The 19,766-nt window shown below is 45.2% G+C and carries 16 protein-coding genes; 10 read left to right on the forward strand and 6 right to left on the reverse strand.

The features are described 5' to 3' along the window. The first annotated feature begins 106 nt into the window (after positions 1-106). Positions 107-1,807 (forward strand): M23 family metallopeptidase, encoded by a 1,701-nt coding sequence (locus tag BT112_RS01310; RefSeq protein ID WP_072315487.1) that lies wholly within the window; start codon positions 107-109, stop codon positions 1,805-1,807. A gap of 173 nt (positions 1,808-1,980) precedes the next feature. Beyond that, positions 1,981-2,616 carry a hypothetical protein gene (locus tag BT112_RS01315; RefSeq protein WP_072315488.1) on the forward strand — a complete coding sequence of 212 codons (636 nt, stop codon included), beginning with the start codon at positions 1,981-1,983 and terminating at the stop codon, positions 2,614-2,616. A 55-nt stretch (positions 2,617-2,671) separates the two neighbouring features. On the opposite strand, the gene BT112_RS01320 is transcribed toward BT112_RS01315, so the two are convergent. Next, positions 2,672-3,820: a cysteine desulfurase family protein gene (locus BT112_RS01320; RefSeq protein ID WP_072315489.1), complete on the reverse strand. Its 1,149-nt coding sequence runs from the start codon at positions 3,818-3,820 to the stop codon at positions 2,672-2,674. Positions 3,821-3,990: 170 nt separating this feature from the next. Here BT112_RS01320 and BT112_RS01325 point away from each other — a divergent pair, with 170 nt between their 5' ends. Continuing rightward, entirely contained in the window at positions 3,991-4,953 is a 963-nt protein-coding gene (locus tag BT112_RS01325; RefSeq protein WP_139275918.1) for a hypothetical protein, read from the forward strand. A gap of 43 nt (positions 4,954-4,996) precedes the next feature. Here the strand turns inward: BT112_RS01325 and BT112_RS01330 are convergent, their stop codons facing one another. Next, positions 4,997-6,007: a 3-oxoacyl-ACP synthase III family protein gene (locus tag BT112_RS01330; protein ID WP_072315491.1), complete on the reverse strand. Its 1,011-nt coding sequence runs from the start codon at positions 6,005-6,007 to the stop codon at positions 4,997-4,999. A gap of 325 nt (positions 6,008-6,332) precedes the next feature. Here BT112_RS01330 and BT112_RS01335 point away from each other — a divergent pair, with 325 nt between their 5' ends. After that, complete coding sequence (locus BT112_RS01335; RefSeq protein WP_072315492.1) at positions 6,333-8,759, forward strand: alpha/beta hydrolase family protein; 2,427 nt, start codon at positions 6,333-6,335, stop codon at positions 8,757-8,759. A 125-nt stretch (positions 8,760-8,884) separates the two neighbouring features. Here the strand turns inward: BT112_RS01335 and BT112_RS01340 are convergent, their stop codons facing one another. From BT112_RS01340 to BT112_RS01350, 3 genes are read right to left on the reverse strand one after another with little or no spacing between them, the layout of a single operon-like run. Further along, on the reverse strand, positions 8,885-9,613 hold the full coding sequence (locus BT112_RS01340; RefSeq protein ID WP_072315493.1) for an MIP/aquaporin family protein: 729 nt from the start codon (positions 9,611-9,613) through the stop codon (positions 8,885-8,887). A gap of 28 nt (positions 9,614-9,641) precedes the next feature. After that, positions 9,642-11,129, reverse strand: a complete 1,488-nt coding sequence (gene glpK, locus BT112_RS01345) for a glycerol kinase GlpK (RefSeq protein WP_072315494.1) — start codon at positions 11,127-11,129, stop codon at positions 9,642-9,644. A 37-nt stretch (positions 11,130-11,166) separates the two neighbouring features. Continuing rightward, positions 11,167-12,780: a glycerol-3-phosphate dehydrogenase/oxidase gene (locus BT112_RS01350; RefSeq protein WP_245776959.1), complete on the reverse strand. Its 1,614-nt coding sequence runs from the start codon at positions 12,778-12,780 to the stop codon at positions 11,167-11,169. Between the two features lie 265 nt (positions 12,781-13,045). Between BT112_RS01350 and BT112_RS01355 the strand changes: the two genes are divergently transcribed. The 5 genes from BT112_RS01355 to BT112_RS01375 all read left to right on the forward strand — a co-directional run bounded on the left by BT112_RS01355 (position 13,046) and on the right by BT112_RS01375 (position 17,899). After that, positions 13,046-13,801 carry a DeoR/GlpR family DNA-binding transcription regulator gene (locus tag BT112_RS01355; protein ID WP_317039564.1) on the forward strand — a complete coding sequence of 252 codons (756 nt, stop codon included), beginning with the start codon at positions 13,046-13,048 and terminating at the stop codon, positions 13,799-13,801. A 109-nt stretch (positions 13,802-13,910) separates the two neighbouring features. Next, complete coding sequence (locus BT112_RS01360) at positions 13,911-14,444, forward strand: GNAT family N-acetyltransferase (protein WP_072315496.1); 534 nt, start codon at positions 13,911-13,913, stop codon at positions 14,442-14,444. A gap of 229 nt (positions 14,445-14,673) precedes the next feature. Beyond that, positions 14,674-16,554, forward strand: a complete 1,881-nt coding sequence (htpG, locus tag BT112_RS01365; RefSeq protein ID WP_072315497.1) for a molecular chaperone HtpG — start codon at positions 14,674-14,676, stop codon at positions 16,552-16,554. Between the two features lie 158 nt (positions 16,555-16,712). Beyond that, entirely contained in the window at positions 16,713-17,351 is a 639-nt protein-coding gene (locus BT112_RS01370) for an MOSC domain-containing protein (RefSeq protein ID WP_072315555.1), read from the forward strand. Positions 17,352-17,491: 140 nt separating this feature from the next. Then, complete coding sequence (locus BT112_RS01375) at positions 17,492-17,899, forward strand: hypothetical protein (RefSeq protein ID WP_072315498.1); 408 nt, start codon at positions 17,492-17,494, stop codon at positions 17,897-17,899. A 127-nt stretch (positions 17,900-18,026) separates the two neighbouring features. On the opposite strand, the gene BT112_RS01380 is transcribed toward BT112_RS01375, so the two are convergent. Next, positions 18,027-18,635: a hypothetical protein gene (locus BT112_RS01380; RefSeq protein ID WP_072315499.1), complete on the reverse strand. Its 609-nt coding sequence runs from the start codon at positions 18,633-18,635 to the stop codon at positions 18,027-18,029. A gap of 232 nt (positions 18,636-18,867) precedes the next feature. Here BT112_RS01380 and BT112_RS01385 point away from each other — a divergent pair, with 232 nt between their 5' ends. Further along, positions 18,868-19,749, forward strand: a complete 882-nt coding sequence (locus BT112_RS01385) for an AraC family transcriptional regulator (RefSeq protein WP_072315500.1) — start codon at positions 18,868-18,870, stop codon at positions 19,747-19,749. Positions 19,750-19,766: the final 17 nt, after the last annotated feature.

Below are 19,766 nucleotides of genomic sequence, written 5' to 3' on the forward strand. Positions count from 1 at the left end.
TCACGATTTATAACCATCTGCATTATGGTGTGTATACTGTAAACTATGCGGTTTTGTCTTATAAGTACTTATTCTTTATTTTAGCGGCTCATAACCGAACTGATTCATGCGATTACTCCACATCCTATTTTTTGTACTGCCTTTTATTGCGGCTTCCGCGCAGGAAACCTATCCCAAAGATTATTTTCGCGCTCCACTGGACATCCCTTTATTGCTTTCCGGAACCTTCGGCGAACTCCGCTCCAATCATTTCCATTCCGGAACAGATATAAAGACGCAACAACGGGAAGGGCTACGTGCTTTTGCTATCGGTGATGGTTATGTGTCACGGATCAACATTTCGCCCTGGGGATACGGCAAGGCACTATACATTACCCACCCTAACGGATACACATCCGTCTACGCGCATTTGCAGAAATTCGGTCCGGAAATCGAAGCTTATGTCAAGAAGCAGCAATACGAACAGGAATCATACAGCATAGAACTTTTTCCTCAGCCCGATGAGCTCCCTGTTAAACAATCGGATGTGATCGCCTATACGGGCAATACCGGAAGCAGTGGTGGTCCGCACCTGCATTTCGAGATCAGGGACACGGAAACGGAAAAACCCATCAACCCCCTGTTTTTCGGACTCAACGTTAAAGATGCCCAGTCTCCCGTAATTCAGGAACTCTATGCATATCCGCTAAGTGACAGCTCACAGGTAAACCGCTCCGGAGATCCGATCCCCGTTAATTTTCGCAGGCAGCCCGACGGCACTCTGCTGGCCGACAAAATCGATGCTTCCGGACCTATAGGCTTCGGTGTACGGGCTTATGACCGACAGGATCTCGCGTACAACAAAAACGGGGCTTATGCCGTACAAATGTCTGTAAACGGTACTACCTATCTTTATTACGATTTTAAAACCTTCTCTTTTGCAGAAAGCAGACACATCAATACGCTTATCGACTACGGGCATTATGTCCGCGAAAGACAACGTATCCAAAAATGTTTTATCTCTCCCGGAAATACACTGAATATCTACAACAAAAGACTGAACGAAGGCATTATTGATATCCGGGACGGGATGGATTATACCATCATCATCGAAGTAAGCGATTTTGAAGGCAATACCAATGTCCTGAAAATCCCGGTCAACGGAAAACAACAGGAGATCCTCCATAAAAAAGAGATAAAAATCACCCCTAATTACCTGCGAACGAAACGTGAGAATATTTATGCCGAAGGGAAAGTCACCGTATTCTTTCCAGCATATACGTTTTATGAAGATCTCTATTTCGATCTGAAGGACAACGGAAACGGCTCTTACGAAATACACAACGAAGAAGTACCGGTGCAACGAAACTACACCTTGTCTTTTGACGTTTCCGACTATCCCGAAACAGAACGCAAACAATGGTTTATAGCACACCTGGACCGACGCGGACGGCCTTCTTACGAGACTACCTTCAAAAGAGGCAATACGTTCTCTACCCACACCAAAAGACTCGGAACATTTACGCTGGAGAAAGATTCGACAGCACCTAAAATTATCCCGGTGAATTTCAAGGACAGACAATGGCTGTCCAATTACCATTACCTGAAAGTAAAGATATCGGACGACCTCAGCGGCATTGCATCATACCGTGCTACCATTAACGGCAGATGGGTACTGATGGAATACGAACCTAAAGATAATACGCTTACTTATGATTTCGAAGATCTGACACTGGAAGGCTCCAGGCACGATCTTGAAATTTCGGTAACAGACAATGTCGGGAACAGCACTACCTTTAAAGCCACGTTTCACCGGGCGAAAAAGTAAATAATCCCGGAGCAGACCACTTAAAGCAAACGGTTTTAGCTCCCTATTCTCGGGTAAAAACCATACCTTTGTACCTGCAAATATTTTTCGTGCCAGATGCCCGAAACAACAATATCCGGTATCATAAAACGTTACGGTAACACCCTGTAACGCTGTTTAAATACAACACTCAAGTGAAAAAAGTACTGTTTTTTATATTACTGGCATGCACATGCACTGCGCAGGTCTTCGCCCAAAAGACAATCTACGAAAGCCAGAGGTTCGACGAACTGACCAAAGCGCATGAAACACTTGCCATCCTTCCTTTTCTGGCCACGCTGGAACTGGAGAACATGGAAAACCTCTCCGAGGAAGAACTGGAAAAACAGGAATCCCGTGAAGGATATGCCGTTCAAAATGCCCTGGAAAGCTATTTTTCCAAAAAGAAAAACCGGAAAGGTTTCCGGGTCAGCTTTCAGAATATCAAAAACACCAATGCCATTCTGCTAAAAAACAATATCGCTATCAATAATCTCGATGTCCATACTTCCCAGGAGCTATGTAAAATACTCGGGGTAGATGGCATCATAAGTGGCAATATGACTCTTCGAAAACTGATCTCAAAAGGTGTTGAGAGCCCGAGTCTTTTTGACATTATTAGCGGTAAGAGCGATTACGGAAGAATCGCAATAAAACTCAGCGATGGCGAAACGGGGAAACTACTCTGGAAATTCGAAAAGACCATCACCAGGAAGTCGGGAAAAAACACACAGGATATCATCGAAACCATTATGAAAAAAGCTTCCCGGAAATTTCCTTACGACAAATAGCACCAAACATCGGAGAAAACCATACACACGGTTAGGGCACACCGTATTTTACCCGTTAATTTTCACTGAATTCTTTCAGCGTCCGTACCACATAATCGAGCTCATCCCTGGTATTGAACACAGAAAATGAAAAACGCAGTGAAGGTTTTTGAAGTTCCTCTTCACTGAGTATGGCATTCAACACATGCGATCCGGTCTGGCTTCCGCTCTGACAGGCACTGCCTTCGGAACATGCGATCCCTTTCAGATCGAGATGAAACAGTAGCATCTGAGCTTTTTCCTTACTAAAAGGCAAGCGCACACTCACCAGGGTGTACGTACTTTTATCGGGATCTCCGCTACTTCCGTTAAATATCACTCCGGGCAATGCTTTCTGCAATTGCGCTATAAAATAGTTTTTTAAGCCCTTAACATATTCGCGTTCTTCTGCCAGATGGTCATAAGCCAGGCGTATAGCCTCTTCCATGCCTGCGATATTGTGTACGCTTTCGGTACCGGCCCGGTTTCCCCGTTCCTGCTCTCCTCCGAAGATCAGCGGATGCAGCCCGGATTTTTTCCGGATGTAGGCAAAACCTATCCCTTTAGGTCCGTGAAATTTATGTGCTGCCGCAGTCAGAAAGTCTACAGGCGTTTTTTGCGTATCCCACTCCCAGTGTCCGACAGACTGGACGGCATCGGAATGAAACAGCGCCTGATGCTCCCTGCATATCCGGCCTACTTCATCTACATCTGTTTTATTTCCTGTTTCATTATTCACGTGCATCAGGCTTACCAGTTTTTTTTCATCACCATGCTGAAGCAGCCATTCCAGATGCTCAAAATTGGGCGTACCGTCCGGATCGAGCACTACATACTTCACCGCTATCCCATATTCTCTTTCCAGTTGTTCAACCGTGTGCAATACGGCATGATGCTCTGTTTTCGAGGTTATTATCTTTTGCACACCGAGGTCACGCACAGCACTTCTGAGAATCATATTATCGGCTTCGGTGCCGCCGGAGGTAAAAATAATTTCTGAAGGAGAAGCATTCAGATACCCGGCTATGGTTTTTCGGGCCTTTTCCACCACGGTCCGTGCCGAACGCCCGAAGCTATGTGTCGAAGAAGGATTCCCATAGTACTCGCGAAGCGACTTTCCCAGTACGTCGAGTACTTCTTCTCTCACCCTGGTCGTCGCAGCATTATCCAGATATATCTTTTCCATCGCCTGTTAAAATTATATTCAATATGATTCGTTATACATACATTTCCACTACTTTTGTTTTGGAAATGTACGTGCAAATTTAAGGGATTTGCCCGGAACAACAGGAAAGGCGTACGGCTAAAAAACGTCACTCCGGAAAAAGAGACATTATGCATAAAAATTATATTTTCATGAGAAGAGTTTTCCTGGGATTACTACCTGCTTTTTTATTAGTTACAAGTTGCAATGACGGGGATCTGGATATAGAGCGTGTAGATTTCTCAGATAGCAGCCTCACCGGCTGTAATGATTTTGCAGACAAAGGATTACTGTTTAAAATAGCGGACAGTGAAGCGCTGATCCTGGAACTCGAATCCAATTTTTTGCGTAATCGCGTTACGGCAGACAGCATAGAAAGTGACATTCCCGGCGAATCGGCATTATATTACCGTTATTTCGATGGTACGGTGACCAGCGATTATTTCTGTAGTACCGTAGCGCCTTCTACCCCGACCGTACTCCAGGAGGTTACGGCAACAGGAGGTACTATCCGGGCACTTTCCACGATAAAATCGGATGGAAGCGGATTTAATCACGGTATCGTTATTCACGGCGCAGTATTGATGAACGATGCCGGAGAACGCGTTATCGAAGAACGTTTTGCACTCGGAACCTATACGACTACCCCGGAAAGCGCCAGTCTCGGGGCCGATTTTGGTGACATCATCCACTGCAACGACACCTTGTTATACAAAGCCGGAACAGACAACATCAACCGGGGCGTGGCTATCGTTCTGGATCTTGAGGAAGGATTACTACTCAATGAGGAAACACCGGAAGACGATCCGATCGTCAGCACCCTCGGAAGCGAAGGCTCTAAAGTACTTTTTTATATTTTCAGCGGCGCCCTGCCCGATAATTATTTCTGTATGACAGAAGATGAAAGACCGGAGAGTCCTACCCCGGAAGTCATATATGAAGCTTTGCAGGGAGAAATCGCCATTACCACCACAGAAACCAGTGACGGAACAGGATTTGCCCACCAGATTACACTGAGAAAACTTATGCTCCTCAACGAAAACGAGCAAAGACTGCTTTCGCAATCTACTTCGTTCGGCACATATACCTCCACGGTGAGCAGCGACAATCCGTAGTACACTATAAGTTTTTACAGAAATAATATAATGGTGATCATAATCACCATCTTATCATAGCACTTCCCCAGGTAAACCCGCTACCGAAAGCGGCGAGCACAACCAGGTCGCCCTCCTTGATCTTACGCTGCTCCCAGGCTTCGGTAAGCGCTATGGGTACTGAAGCAGCGGTAGTGTTTCCGTATTTCTGAATATTATTGTAAACCTGGTCGTCCGAAAGCCCGAACTTCTGTTGAATAAACTGTGAGATCCGCAGATTGGCCTGATGCGGAATCAACATACCGATATCCTCGGGTTTCAGCTCATTTTGCTTTAGCCCCTCCATGATCACCTCACTAAAACGCACTACGGCATTTTTAAATACAAATTGTCCGTTCATGTATGGGTAATAGGAAATATCTTCCGGATCATTTTCTTTAAGGATATCCGTCACCCATCGTTTTCCCATTCCGGGGGCAGTCAACGCCAGTTCTTCGGCATACTCTCCTTCCGAATGTAAATGTGTGGACAGTATTCCCTTTGCGGGGTTTTCTTCACGGGTGAGCACTGCAGCTCCGGCACCATCACCAAAAATCACGGACACCGCCCTACCCCTGGTGGTCATATCCAGACCTGTAGAATGCAGCTCCGATCCTATGACCAGTATATTGCGGTACATCCCTGTTTTTATAAACTGGTCTGCTACCGATATTGCATAAATAAACCCCGAGCACTGGTTTCGTACATCGAGTGCCCCTACTGTTTTTATCCCCAGCTCCTTCTGCACCAGCACACCGGGTCCGGGAAAGTAATAATCCGGACTCAGCGTTGCAAAAATGATAAAATCGATATCGTCTTTTGTTATCCCGGCCCTTTCTATAGCTATCCGGGCAGCCTTGACCCCCATAGTCGCCGTGGTATTCCCATCTCCTTTAACCACATAACGTCGCTCCCTGATCCCGGTACGTTCCTGTATCCACGCATCATTGGTATCCATCATTTCGGACAGATCGTCATTAGTTACGATATTTTCCGGCACATAATATCCTAAACCGGAAATTTTAGAGTTATGCATATTTTTCTGTTTTAGCTATCCTTTTTAATCAGCATTTCGATCGGGGACGCAATTTAACTTAAATTTAGTGAAAATGTACGACTTACAGCCTACAAAACTTCCCCGGAGACACAAGCCCGGGATCGTCTTACAAAGCTTGAAAATTCACATCATTGTTCCCGACCCGTCTTTTTAAAGATTGTACCAAACATCCTGTCGGGAGATTCTTGTCATAATTTCATCATACATCTTTGTCCCCCTGATAAATCCCCGGTGTTTTAAGAATTTTTTAAGTTTATTTATAACTTTTTTTAGCAACTTTACCCCAATTCTAAAAACTCCACTTATGAAACTAAAACTATTCCTTTCCTCCTTCCTCTGTGCCGGATTTGCGCTTTGGGGTTCAGCCCAGGAGAATCTGACGTATCAAAAGCCTCCCGAAGAGATTCTGAAACTCGTGGATATTCAACGACCACCATCGGTAAGAATAGATAATAACAAAGAAAACATGTTGTTGTTTTACCGCAACAGCTACAAGAGTATAGCCGAACTTTCCGAAGACGAACTTCGTCTTGCGGGGCTTCGCATCAACCCGAAAACCAATATTTCGAGCCGCGCGGTCTTTATCAATAATGTAAAATACAAAAAACTCGGGGACCCGGAACCCAAACAAGTTTCCGGACTTCCGGACAATGCAAGACTGTCTTATTTTACTACTTCCCCCGATGACAAAAAAGTCGCTTTTACCAACACCACAACTACCGGGGTAGAAATATGGGTATTGGACATGGAATCGGGAGCTGCCAAAAAACTTACCGGAGCAAGTGCCAATGCCAATATGGGAAACCCCATCAGCTGGTTCAGAGACGGGAAGTCACTATTGGTTCGCATGCTGCCGGAACACAGACCGGAGCTCATCAATACCGAACAAGCGACCCCTACCGGACCTACCGTTACCGTAAGCAGCGGCATTCTGGCCCAGAACAGGACATACCAGGACCTTTTGAAAAGCAAGGAAGACGAATTTAACTTTGAAGCACTTACAACTTCCGAATTACACCGAGTAGACCTGGACGGAAATACATCGCTCTGGAAAGAAAAAGCCATGTATGCCGGGGAAAGCTTTTCTCCCGACGGAAACTATGTGATGGTCACTACCTTGCACCGTCCGTTTTCCTATATCGTTCCGCTATACCGCTTCCCTACTCATACCGTCATATACAACCTGGACGGAAAACTCATCAAATCCGTAGAAGAAACGCCTCTTATCGAAGATATGCCCAAAGGTTTTATGGCCACACACGAAGGTAAAAGAAATATTTCCTGGCGTGCAGATAAGCCTGCTACCGTATTCTGGGTAGAAGCTCTCGATGGCGGAGACCCTGAAAAAGAAGTCCCTTTCCGGGATGAAGTCTTTACGCTCGATGCCCCGTTTAACGGTAAAGTAAAATCGCTGGTGAAGACCATCAACAGGTTTTCCGATATCACCTGGGGTAATGACCGTGTTGCTGTGCTGACAGATCGATGGTGGAATGACCGGAACACCAAAACTTATGTATTCAACCCATCACAGACCGGAAAAAAAGCTAAAGTATTGTTTGACCGCAACTACCAGGACAAATACAGCGATCCGGGAGCGTTTGAAACGGAAAAAAATGCGTATGGCAGATATGTCCTGAAAATGGAAGGCAACAACGCTTTTCTGATCGGTGACGGTTATTCCGAAAAAGGACAATTTCCTTTTCTTGACGAGATCAATCTGAGCAATTTCAAAAAGAACCGCCTGTACGAATCGCAATTCACCGATAAACTGGAAAAAATCCGTGCCCTTATCGATGCCAAAAAGGGAGAAGTACTGGTAAGTATCGAATCTAAAAACGAATACCCGAACTATTACATCCGTAACCTGAAAAAGCGAATAGCTCCTATTGCCGTTACGAATTTCGAAAACCCTTTCCAAAGCATCGAAGATGTACATAAAGAAGTCATCACATACAAAAGAGATGATGGCCTGGAACTCAGCGGAACATTGTATCTCCCTGCCGGATATGATATGAACAAGAAGGAAAAACTCCCCATGATCCTGTGGGCATATCCGAGAGAATATAAAGATAAGAGCAGTGCCGCACAGACAACTTCCAACCCGAACTCCTTTACCTTTCCTTCTTACGGATCGCCGGTATTCTGGGTTACCCGCGGATATGTGGTTCTGGACGGTGCAGCGTTCCCCATTATCGGGGAGGGAGACAAAGAGCCCAATGACACCTTTCGGGAGCAGCTGGTTGCCAATGCCAAAGCGGCCATCGATGCCGTAGATGAGCTCGGTTATGTAGACCGGAAGAGAGTCGCTGTCGGCGGGCATTCGTACGGTGCCTTTATGACGGCCAACCTCCTGACCCATTCCGATCTGTTTGCCGCAGGTATAGCGAGGAGCGGAGCGTATAACCGTACGCTTACCCCGTTCGGTTTTCAGAGTGAAGAACGCAACTACTGGGAAGCCCCGGAAATATACAACGGTATGTCTCCTTTTATGCACGCGGATAAAATGAAAACTCCTTTACTTCTTATTCACGGAGAAGCAGACAATAATTCCGGTACATACCCTATGCAAAGCGAACGTTATTTCAATGCACTGAAAGGTTTCGGAGCTCCTGCCCGCCTGGTGATGTTGCCTAAGGAAAGTCACGGTTATGCTGCCCTGGAGTCTATCCTGCATGTTCTATGGGAACAGGATCAATGGCTGGAAACGTATGTAAAAAACAAGGACAAATAAACGATATCAGAAGCATTCCATGCGTATCTGCCGGAGCACTATGAATTCCGGTGTATCATAATAAATTGGTAAAGCGATAATCCTCAGCCCGGAAAACCTTATACGTTTCCGGGCTTTTTATGACATTACTGCAGCACCGTAAAGAGAAGTGCAGCCAGCACACATCCTATCACGGGTCCTGCCACCGGCACCCAGGCGTAAGTCCAGTCGCTCCCGCCTTTGGTCTTAATAGGCAGTACGGAATGCATGATCCTCGGCGCCAGGTCTCTTGCCGGGTTTATGGCATAACCTGTCGTACCTCCCAGCGAAAGTCCGATAACCCAGACCACAAAGGCCACCGGAATGGCACCTACGGTTCCGAGTCCTATAGGCTGCCGGGTAGCAGTTATTTCTGCCCCGGTAATATAAAAGATCGAAAAGAGCAGAACGAATGTGCCTATAATTTCACTGATCAGGTTCGACGAATACTTCCGTATGGCAGGCGCAGTACAGAATACGGCAAGAATAGCCCCCTGGTCATTCGTACGGTCGAAATGATCCCTGTACATCAACCACACCAGCGACGCTCCTGTCATCCCGCCTAACAGTTGCGCTGCGATATAAGGCAAAACACTTCCCCAGTCGAATTGTCCTGCCACGGCAAAAGCAATGGTTACCGCCGGGTTGATGTGAGCCCCGCTGTAAGGTCCGGCAACAGTGACCCCCACAAAAACGGCAAGCGCCCAGGCCGTTGTAATCACTATCCAGCCGGAATTATTTCCTTTGGTATCTTTCAATACGACATTGGCTACTACGCCTTCTCCAAGGAGGACAAGCATCATAGTACCCAAAAACTCTGCTACAAATGGCGTCATGATATGGTACTTCTGTTAAACTCAGGTATTATTCACTCCAGCTACGGGTTGCACGGATCGCTCTTTTCCAACCGGCAACACCTTCCTTCATATCCTTATCCGTATCCGGTTCAAAACTTTTTTCCGCCTGCCACAACTGTTGTATTTCTTCTATATTTTTCCAGTACCCGGTAGCCAGTCCGGCCAGGTAAGCTGCTCCGAGCGCGGTAGTCTCTACCACGGTAGGCCTTACGACTTCGCATTGCAGGAGATCGCATTGAAACTGCATCAGCAAATTGTTTACCGCAGCCCCTCCGTCTACACGCAGCTCTTTGATCTCCAACCCTGCATCGGCCTGCATGGCCTGAAGCACATCGGCGGTCTGGTACGCTATCGACTCCAGAGCTGCCCGGGCGATGTGGGCCGATGTTGTGCCCCGGCTCAGCCCTACCATAGTGCCCCGGGCTTCGGCATCCCAGTAAGGCGCCCCGAGCCCCGCAAAAGCAGGCACAAAATACACCCCATCAGTATCTTCCACCTGGGTGGCAAGCTGCTCTATTTCGTCCGACGACCGGATGATTTTAAGTCCGTCGCGGAGCCATTGGACCACAGCCCCGGCAATAAATATGCTTCCTTCCAGGGCATATTGTGTTTTACCATCGATCTTCCAGGCTACGGTGGTCAACAGGTTGTTTTCGGAAAGCTTGGGCTTATCTCCTATATTCATCAGCATAAAACATCCTGTACCATAGGTGTTTTTCACCATTCCCGGGGCGATGCACATTTGCCCGAAAAGTGCGGCCTGCTGATCTCCTCCTATACCGGCAATGGGTATCGGAGTTGCAAAAACCGTGGTTTTGGAATGTCCGTACACTTCACTCGACTGCTTTACTTCGGGCAACATACTTTTGGGAATGGTAAACAGTTCCAGAAGTTCTTCATCCCAGTCCATCGTGTGAATATTAAAAAGTAAAGTCCTCGATGCATTGGTGACATCGGTAATATGAAGTTCTCCCTTGGTAAAGTTCCAGATAATCCAGCTATCCACAGTTCCGCATACCAGATCTCCTGCTTCTGCTTTTTCCCTTGCCCCGGATACATTGTCAAGTATCCATTTGATCTTGGTCGCCGAGAAATAGGAATCGACGATTAACCCTGTTTTTTTCCGGATCATCTCTTCTTTTCCCTCCTCCCGGAGTTTCGCACAATAACCGGCTGTACGGCGATCCTGCCATACTATGGCATTATATACCGGTTTTCCGGTATGCCTGTCCCAGACAATAACGGTCTCCCGCTGATTTGTAATCCCCATAGCAGCGATACTTTTACCATTCAGCCCTATTTTCGTAACGGCCTCTGCTGCCACACCGGCCTGCGTAGACCATATCTCCAGTGCATTGTGCTCTACCCATCCCGGCTTGGGAAAGATCTGCGTAAATTCTTTTTGCGCTACGGAGACGATCTGTCCCTTTTCATCGAACAGTATTGCCCTGGAACTGGTTGTTCCCTGGTCTAAAGCTAAAATATATTGTTTCATTGTATCGGGTTATTGTAAAAACAGGCCGTACAGTACGCTACCTGATCGTATAGTTTGCTGCTAATTCTTTAAATTTCCGTACCTGCTCCTGCTGCCACAAATCATCATATCCGAGTTCTCCGGCAAGGAGCCTTGCAGTTTCCGGTGCCATTCGTACTGCGGCGCGGGCATCGAGAAAAAGCGCCCTCATCCTCCGCGCCAGTATATCTTCTACCGTTCTTGCCAACTCGTAGCGCGCCGCCCATATCACTTCTGCTTTCAGATAATCAAGGGCATCATCCAGCCGGTCTCCCCATGCCTGATTTTCAGTGATCAGCGCAAGAACATACTCCCGATCACTACCATAGACATACAGGGGATCATCGAAATCCGGATCGGGTTTTGCCCCGTGAATGGTCATTTTCGCACTACCGCTTTTTTTCGGAGGTAGTTTTCCAAGCGCTACGGCTTTGTCCACGGTATCTTCTCCCATTCTGCGAAAGGTGGTCCATTTTCCCCCGGTAATCGTAACGAGTCCGGCTTCCGACACCAGTATCTTATGACTTCTCGATATCTCCTTGGTCTTCCCCTGCTTATCATCGTCCCCTCCGGAAGTAGCGGCAAGCGGCCGCAAACCGGCAAATACGGACAACACATCTTTTCGTTCGGGTACACGAGACAGGTATCTTCCCGCATTATTGAGGATAAACGTAATTTCTTCTTCCAGAGCCCGGGGTTCCAGGCTGTGTTCGTCGAGTGGCGTATCTGTGGTTCCCACCACCACTTTATGATGCCAGGGCACGGCAAACAGTACTCTGCCGTCATCCGTTTTAGGGATCATGATAGCATCGGTGCCCGGAAGAAAAGATTTGTCGAGTACCAGGTGAACACCCTGACTGGGACGTACGAGGTCTTTACTTTCCGGTTTGTCCATACGCAGGATATTATCCACAAAAATACCCGTAGCGTTCACAATAACATGTCCGCCCAGGTTATATACCTTTCCGGTTTCCTTGTCAGTGGCGATAACTCCTGCTATTTTTCCGTCCTTTTTCAGCAGTCCGTTAACTTCGGTATAATTCAGCACCACAGCTCCGTGCTCTATACAGGTCTGCGCGAGGTTTACGGCCAGGCGGGAATCATCGAACTGTCCGTCGTGATATTGCACCCCGCTACGCAATCCTTTCTGCTTTATGGTCGGAAGCCGGCGTATGGTCTCTTCCTTACTGATATACACAGACGATCCCAGACTGAGACTTCCGGCAAGCAAATCGTACACCTTAAGCCCTATCGTATAAAAAGCTCCTCCCCACCAGCGGTAATTGGGAATCACAAAAGACTGATTTCTCACCAGATGGGATGCGTTTTTCAGCAACAATCCCCGCTCGTGCAGAGCTTCGCGTACAAGACCGATATTTCCCTGTGCCAGGTAACGGACACCACCGTGAACAAGTTTTGTACTCCGGCTCGATGTACCCTTGGCAAAATCGGCCTGTTCCAGCACGAGTGTTTTGTATCCGCGACTTACACTGTCCAGGGCAACCCCGAGGCCCGTGGCACCGCCACCGATTACAATAACATCCCATCTCTCTTCTTTTTCCAGGTTTTTAAGCAATTCTTCCCTCCGGAAAAGTGTTGTTTCGTTATTCATTTTTTCTTTTTCACTTTGCATATTATAAGTTTCGTTTCTTCTTAATAAGAAACATAATGAAACTATTCAAAAGTAAATGATAATTAATACATTGCCAAATAAAATACTTTATTTTTATGTTATTACAGATAATACGGGCAATGACAGCGTATAAAAAATATATTTCCGAATATAGCATCCCGTTGTTTCTTAACTCCGGGTACTTTCAATTAGTTTCAATCATGATGATTTTCATCATTTTCATGAAAGTTTTACGTATTTTTACCTGCTCAACGTGTATATCTTTATGATGAACAGACATAAACTGATATTGGACAAACTGGCCAGAGAGAAACATGTAGAGGTTCTGGAATTGAGCAAAGAGCTCCGGACTTCGGCTGTAACCATACGCAAAGATCTCCGGTTACTGGAAGAAAAGGGGCTTTTGTTCCGTACCCACGGCGGGGCTTCCCTCGAAAACCCTTATGTCAATGACAGGCATGTTCACGAAAAGGAAAAGGTACAGACCGAAGAGAAAAAAGCTATAGCCGCTGCCGCGGCCAAACTGGTTGACACTGCGGAGTCTATCATTATTGCTTCCGGAACCACTGTGCTGGCTTTTGCCCGTGCCATTCAGCCCAAGGAAAAACTGATCGTGATTACCTCCGCGCTCAATGTAGCCATGGAACTTCTCAATCATCCGAACATCGAGATTTTACAACTCGGCGGGTACACCAGACACAGTTCGTCGTCCGTCACCGGACATTATGCGGAAATGATCCTGGAAGAGACCTCATGCAACAAACTGTTTATAGGCGTTGATGGTATAGACCTTGATTTCGGACTCACCACCACAGATATCACCGAGGCACACCTCAACCAGAAGATGATCCGTTCTGCCCAGGAAGTAATCGTACTTGCGGATGCTACCAAATTCGGAAAAAAAGGCTTCGGAAAAATATGTGAACTGGACCAGGTAGACCATATTATTACTGATAAAAGTATTGCCCCGGGACTGGTTAAAAAATTAAGAGACCAGGGCATTGTGGTTACTCTCGCCTGACTTCATGGCCTGCGGGAATGAATACCGGCGGACATTCCGAAAACAGCAATGACAGTTTCCGTCTCCAACCATAAAGGTAACCCGGATCGTTACAACAACACAAAACCGTATGACCTCTCGATTAACAGACCATAATTTTCCGACCCTGAAGACCGATCGGCTTCTGCTTCGTGGAATAACAGACTTCGACCTCAAACATATCTTCAAAGGCCTTTCACATCCCGATGTCATTCGGTATTACGGGATTAGTTTTGATACTTTGGAAGCTACACAAGAACAAATGGCCTGGTTTGCAGATGAAAAACAAATGTGGTGGGCAATTTGCTCTCCGGACAACCAGACTTTTTATGGCGCAGGTGGGCTGAATGCTATCGATTATGAAGATAATAAGGCTGAAATAGGGTTTTGGCTACTTCCGCAATTCTGGGGAAAAGGCATTATGAAAGAGGCGCTACCACTGATCTCCGATTACGGATTAAATCAGCTTCAACTAAACCGAATCGAAGGATTTATAGAAACTGAAAATATCAATTGTATAAAGGCCATAACCAAACTTGATTTTCGATACGAGAAAACAATACAGGATTATGAAATAAAAAACGGGAAATCAATACATGTGGATGTATACATCAAGACCATATAGCACGTCCTGACAAAGTTTGAACAACAACGTCCCCTGACCCGCGCAGGCGCAAACGGGAATACGGACATCTTCTTTTTCTTTACCCGGAAAATAAAAAGACTTTACTTTTCTGATCGGCCGTTAACAGGCCCTAAGGTATTCCACTAAAATGTCACTTTGTCACCTTGTCCCCTATTGGTACTTTTTTTGAAATTGCGCTAACCGGAAAATCACTTAAAATCTAAATACGATGACAACCGGAAATATTAATGTATCTGTAGAGAATATTTTTCCGCTTATCAAGAAATTCTTGTACAGCGATCATGAGATCTTTTTGAGGGAACTTATTTCCAATGCTACGGATGCCACTTTAAAGCTAAAACACCTCACCAGCATCGGGGAGGCTAAAGTCGAATACGGAAATCCTGTTATTGAAGTCAGGATTGACAAGGAAGGTAAAAAACTGCATATTCTGGATCAGGGGATCGGAATGACGGCAGATGAAGTACAAAAATACATTAACGAAGTTGCCTTTTCGGGAGCGGAAGAGTTTCTCGAAAAGTATAAAGACTCTAAAGACACGGGGATCATCGGCCATTTCGGACTCGGATTTTACTCCGCCTTTATGGTCGCCAAAAAAGTAGAGATTATCACCAAGTCCTATACCGATGCTCCTGCCGCACACTGGACCTGCGACGGCAGCCCGCAGTTTACCCTGGAGGAGGCCGATAAAAAAGAGCGGGGTACGGAGATCATTCTTCACATTGCCGATGACTCTACCGAGTTCCTCGAAGAAAATAAAATACGTGAACTGTTGGTCAAGTACAACAAGTTCATGCCCGTTCCTATCAAATTCGGCACAAGGACCGAGACACTTCCCAAACCCGAAGATGCCAAAGAAGAGGACCCGGCTCCTACAAAAGAAGTCGACAATATCATCAATAATACGGAACCCGCATGGACCAAGCAGCCCTCTGACCTTACCGATGAGGACTATAAAAATTTCTACAGGGAATTATACCCCATGCAGTTCGAAGAGCCTTTGTTTCACATTCACCTGAATGTCGATTATCCGTTTAACCTTACGGGTATCCTGTTCTTTCCCAAGCTCACCAACGAGCTCAGCATACAGAAAGACAAGATACAACTCTATCAGAATCAGGTTTTTGTCACCGACAATGTAGAAGGTATCGTACCAGAATTCCTGACTATGCTCAGGGGTGTTATCGATTCTCCGGACATTCCGCTGAACGTTTCACGAAGTTACCTTCAGGCCGATGGCAATGTAAAGAAAATCTCCAACTATATCACGAGAAAGGTTGCTGACAAACTGAGCTCCCTGTTTAAAGACAACCGGGAGGATTTTGAGAAGAAATGGAACGATATCAAAATCGTTATAGAATACGGTATGCTCTCCGAGGAAAAGTTCTTTGAAAAAGCAGACAAATTTGCACTCTATCCTACGGTTGACGACAAATTCTATACTTTCGAAGAACTTCAGGAAAAACTGAAGGACAATCAGACCGACAAAGACGGTAAACTGGTTGTTCTTTACACCAACAACAAGGAAGAGCAACACAGTTATATAGAAGAAGCGCGTACCAAGGGCTATGAAGTATTACTTCTGGACTCCCCTATCGTAGCCCACCTGATACAAAAACTGGAAACCGAAAAAGAAAACATATCTTTTGTCCGTGTAGATGCCGAACCCATCGACAACATCATCAAGAAAGACGAAGAGAAAATCTCCAAACTCTCCGACGAAGAAAAAGATAAACTGAAAGGTATTATCTCGGAATCCGTACCTCAAGAAAAATACACGGTACAAATGGAAGCTATGGATAGTAACGCAGCTCCCTTCCTCATTACGCAACCGGAATTCATGCGTCGTATGAAAGAGATGAATGCTACTGGCGGAGGTATGTTCGGTATGAGCAATATGCCGGAGATGTATAACCTGGTGGTTAATACCAACAACGAACTGGTATCGCAGATCCTGAATACAAAGACCAAAGCCAAACAGGAAAGGCTCATTAAACAATCGCTGGACCTGGCCAGACTTTCACAAGGATTGCTCAAAGGGGAAGAACTCACGAATTTTATCAGGAGAAGTTTCGAAATGATTAAATAGCACAGCAAACCGGGAAGTTCTTCCCTGTCTTCAAATTGCAAGCCGCTTCGCCCATTTGACGAAGCGGCTTTTTTAGTGTATCAGATATATTTTTTAGGTTCGGTAAGATCATTCGTTTTTTCATCGTAATTTTACTCCTATACCTTGATTTTATGCTTATGAAAGTTATCGCTGTCAATATCGCCACCCCAAAAACCATTTTATGGGGAGGAAAAGAGGTCCAGACAGGTATTTACAAGACCCCTGTTTCCTATCCTATTATGCTCGAAAAAGAAGATGTAGCCGGCGATACGGTTACAGACAGAAAGCATCATGGCGGAACAGACAAGGCTTGCTATGCTTTTGCCGCCAATCATTATCCGTACTGGAAAAAACGTTATCCGGAGCTGGACTGGAACTGGGGGATGTTTGGTGAAAACCTCACTATAGAAGGCCTGGACGAATCCGTATTGCATATCGGAGATACCCTGCAAATCGGAAATGCTACGGTACAGGTCACACAACCCCGACAGCCCTGTTATAAACTCGGGGTTAAATTTGGTAACCAGGGTGTGCTTAAGGATTTTATTACCCATGCCTACCCCGGTATCTACCTCCGAGTATTGCAACCCGGCACTGTTAAAACAGGCGACCCTGTTGAAATACTTCACCATGATCCGGAACGATTCAGTATCAGGGAGGTGTTCTCCCTGCTCTACAACCCCATTCCCGATCATATCCCGCAAATTATAGCACATCCTTTGCTCGCTGAAAGTTGCAGGAAAGACCTTAACCGTATTTTATCCCGACTAACTTAACCATATTTTGCAGGTCACACGCGGTTTCCGAATCGGGCATAAGACCGGATAGGCGTACTGCTGCTTTGCAAAGCAGCGTTTTTTTCATATCTTTATGAGGCGTGCTTTTTTGCCCGAAACCCTAAGCAATTCCAAAATATATGAAAAACCTGTTTCAAAAATTAAAACTGGAAAATCAAAAGGAAATCCTGGTACTGAACGAACCCAAAGGTTTTTCCAAACAACTTGCCGAACTTGTAGATATTGAGATATACGAGTCTCTTGTACAGGTCAACAAGGTAGAATTTGCCCTGGTTTTTGTAACTACCGTTAAGGAATTCGAAAAACAAATGCTCACCCTCGGTCCCAAACTCAAGGACGATGTGGTCCTGTGGATCGCACACCCCAGAACCGTATCGGAGAAATATACCACCGACATCACAGACCATTACGATTGGGCCCCACTCACCCGGAATGCCTATGACAGTGTCGAAACATTAACGATAAACAAGGACTGGGAAGCCTTGCGGTTCCGTAAATTCGAATACCTCAGAAGTACGGAGAAATAGCCGGGATAATAACCATAAAAATATCAATACGAAAAGAGGCTGCAAATACTCGCAGCCTCTTTCGCTTTAAAATCAATCAATCTATTAAAAAACCCAATGTTATTAATCTTTTTCTTCTTCTTTAATATCAGGACTTCGCCGTTTTGATCTTTTCGGTAAAAGTCTTGTTTTTATGTGTCATTATAAGGGTGTATGTTCCGTTGTTTACATTGGAGAAATCATACATTTTTCCCAGTTCGTAAGCTCCTTTCAGGGTTTCCTGATAAAGCAGGTTACTATCGGCATCATAAACCTCGATATGAAGCGGAGCTTTGTCCAGGCTCAGCAGGTTTACGTAAACCATACTTTTCCTTACCGAAACGATGGGCTTGTACATTTCGTTGTTCGCTTCATAGTATAATTTAGCCGAATAGGCATCTACCACTATAGGATACCTTTTTACTTTCGTTGCACTTTCTACTTCAAGAAAATATTGTCCTTCGGGCAATCTGTCAAAGTTGTACGTTCTTTTGTACTCTCCGTCTACTTCGATGTTCTCTGCATACAATACACGATTGTTTCTGTCGATAAGGGAGAGTCCTACGGATTTCTGCACGTTGTTAACAACAAAACTTACAGTTTTCCCTTCATACCCCTTAACTTCCAATGAGAAGTCAATTTCTCCTGTCTTAGCGCTGACGTTCACCACCATAAACATTAAAGCGGCAACGATACTGATCTTGGTTAACTTTTTCATAACAGCATTTTTTTTAATTAAACAGATTAGGTTTTGTTGACGATGTAAAATTACTATAGCAGCTATGCCCTCACAACTATTAAATTTTCCAATATATATGCTATTTTACCCTGAGTTCAATGTTAACTTAATGTTATGGTTAATATTTCATATATTATTATTAACTTTGTATAGAAATCGTCAAAATCACCGATTTATTTTTGATAATTTTTCACTCAAAAATGATACTATTATGGAGTTAAAGAGCCTAAAGCCTTCATTTGAGGTCATTCACCCCTCTTTCGGAAATTCTTTTTCCTATACGAGGTACAGTCAGAAAAAAAACAACAAGGCCCGGATATGGCATTACCACCCCGAAATTGAACTGGTATATGTAAACGGAGGGGCTGGAAAACGCCAGATAGGCAGTCATATATCCTATTATACCGAAGGCGACCTTATCCTGATAGGCAGCAATCTTCCGCATTGTGGTTTTACCGATGAGCTCACGGGTAATAAAAGCGAAACGGTGATACAGATGAAACCCAATTTTCTCGGAAACGATTTTCTCGAACGACCGGAAATGAAAAACATTCAGACCATTTTTGACCGTGCCCGCGGAGGAATTGCCTTTTACGGGGACACCAAAAAGGAAATCGGAAAGAAAATAGAAGGCATGTCCATGCAATCACAGTTCAACAGACTGCTCACCATTCTGAGTGTCCTTCATGAACTTCAGGATTCCAAAGAGTACAAAATTCTCAACGCCGAAAGCTTTTCCATGGAAACCGAAATCCAGGACAACGAAAGAATCAACAGGATATTCAATTTCGTCAAGGACAATTACCAGCGACAGATCACACTCGATGAGGTCGCCGAACTGGTAAGTATGACAGTACCTTCGTTTTGCCGTTATTTCAAGAAGATCAACAATAAGACGTTTACAAAATTCGTCAACGAATACCGACTGGTACACGCATCCAAATTATTGGCGGAAAAGCCCATGAGTATTACGGAGATCTGCCTGGAGAGCGGGTTTAATAATTTCTCGCATTTCAACAAGTCGTTCAAAGCATTTACCGGGAAGAGTCCTTCAGAGTATCGCAATGAACTCCAGGCCGTATTCAGCTGGTAAGTTTTACAACCTTAAAC

The sequence above is a fragment of the Sinomicrobium oceani genome (genome assembly GCF_900119185.1).
GTDB classification, from domain to species: Bacteria; Bacteroidota; Bacteroidia; order Flavobacteriales; family Flavobacteriaceae; genus Sinomicrobium; species Sinomicrobium oceani.

What these genes read in the sequence shown, in the direction of transcription:
- htpG (WP_072315497.1), top strand. Translation starts at nt 14,674, where the DNA reads ATGACAACCGGAAATATTAATGTATCTGTAGAGAATATTTTTCCGCTT.
- BT112_RS01320 (WP_072315489.1), bottom strand. Translation starts at nt 3,820, where the DNA reads ATGGAAAAGATATATCTGGATAATGCTGCGACGACCAGGGTGAGAGAA.
- BT112_RS01385 (WP_072315500.1), top strand. Translation starts at nt 18,868, where the DNA reads ATGGAGTTAAAGAGCCTAAAGCCTTCATTTGAGGTCATTCACCCCTCT.
- BT112_RS01380 (WP_072315499.1), bottom strand. Translation starts at nt 18,635, where the DNA reads ATGAAAAAGTTAACCAAGATCAGTATCGTTGCCGCTTTAATGTTTATG.
- BT112_RS01355 (WP_317039564.1), top strand. Translation starts at nt 13,046, where the DNA reads ATGATGAACAGACATAAACTGATATTGGACAAACTGGCCAGAGAGAAA.
- BT112_RS01370 (WP_072315555.1), top strand. Translation starts at nt 16,713, where the DNA reads ATGAAAGTTATCGCTGTCAATATCGCCACCCCAAAAACCATTTTATGG.
- glpK (WP_072315494.1), bottom strand. Translation starts at nt 11,129, where the DNA reads ATGAAACAATATATTTTAGCTTTAGACCAGGGAACAACCAGTTCCAGG.
- BT112_RS01375 (WP_072315498.1), top strand. Translation starts at nt 17,492, where the DNA reads ATGAAAAACCTGTTTCAAAAATTAAAACTGGAAAATCAAAAGGAAATC.
- BT112_RS01340 (WP_072315493.1), bottom strand. Translation starts at nt 9,613, where the DNA reads ATGACGCCATTTGTAGCAGAGTTTTTGGGTACTATGATGCTTGTCCTC.
- BT112_RS01310 (WP_072315487.1), top strand. Translation starts at nt 107, where the DNA reads ATGCGATTACTCCACATCCTATTTTTTGTACTGCCTTTTATTGCGGCT.
- BT112_RS01325 (WP_139275918.1), top strand. Translation starts at nt 3,991, where the DNA reads ATGAGAAGAGTTTTCCTGGGATTACTACCTGCTTTTTTATTAGTTACA.
- BT112_RS01360 (WP_072315496.1), top strand. Translation starts at nt 13,911, where the DNA reads ATGACCTCTCGATTAACAGACCATAATTTTCCGACCCTGAAGACCGAT.
- BT112_RS01335 (WP_072315492.1), top strand. Translation starts at nt 6,333, where the DNA reads ATGAAACTAAAACTATTCCTTTCCTCCTTCCTCTGTGCCGGATTTGCG.
- BT112_RS01350 (WP_245776959.1), bottom strand. Translation starts at nt 12,780, where the DNA reads ATGCAAAGTGAAAAAGAAAAAATGAATAACGAAACAACACTTTTCCGG.
- BT112_RS01330 (WP_072315491.1), bottom strand. Translation starts at nt 6,007, where the DNA reads ATGCATAACTCTAAAATTTCCGGTTTAGGATATTATGTGCCGGAAAAT.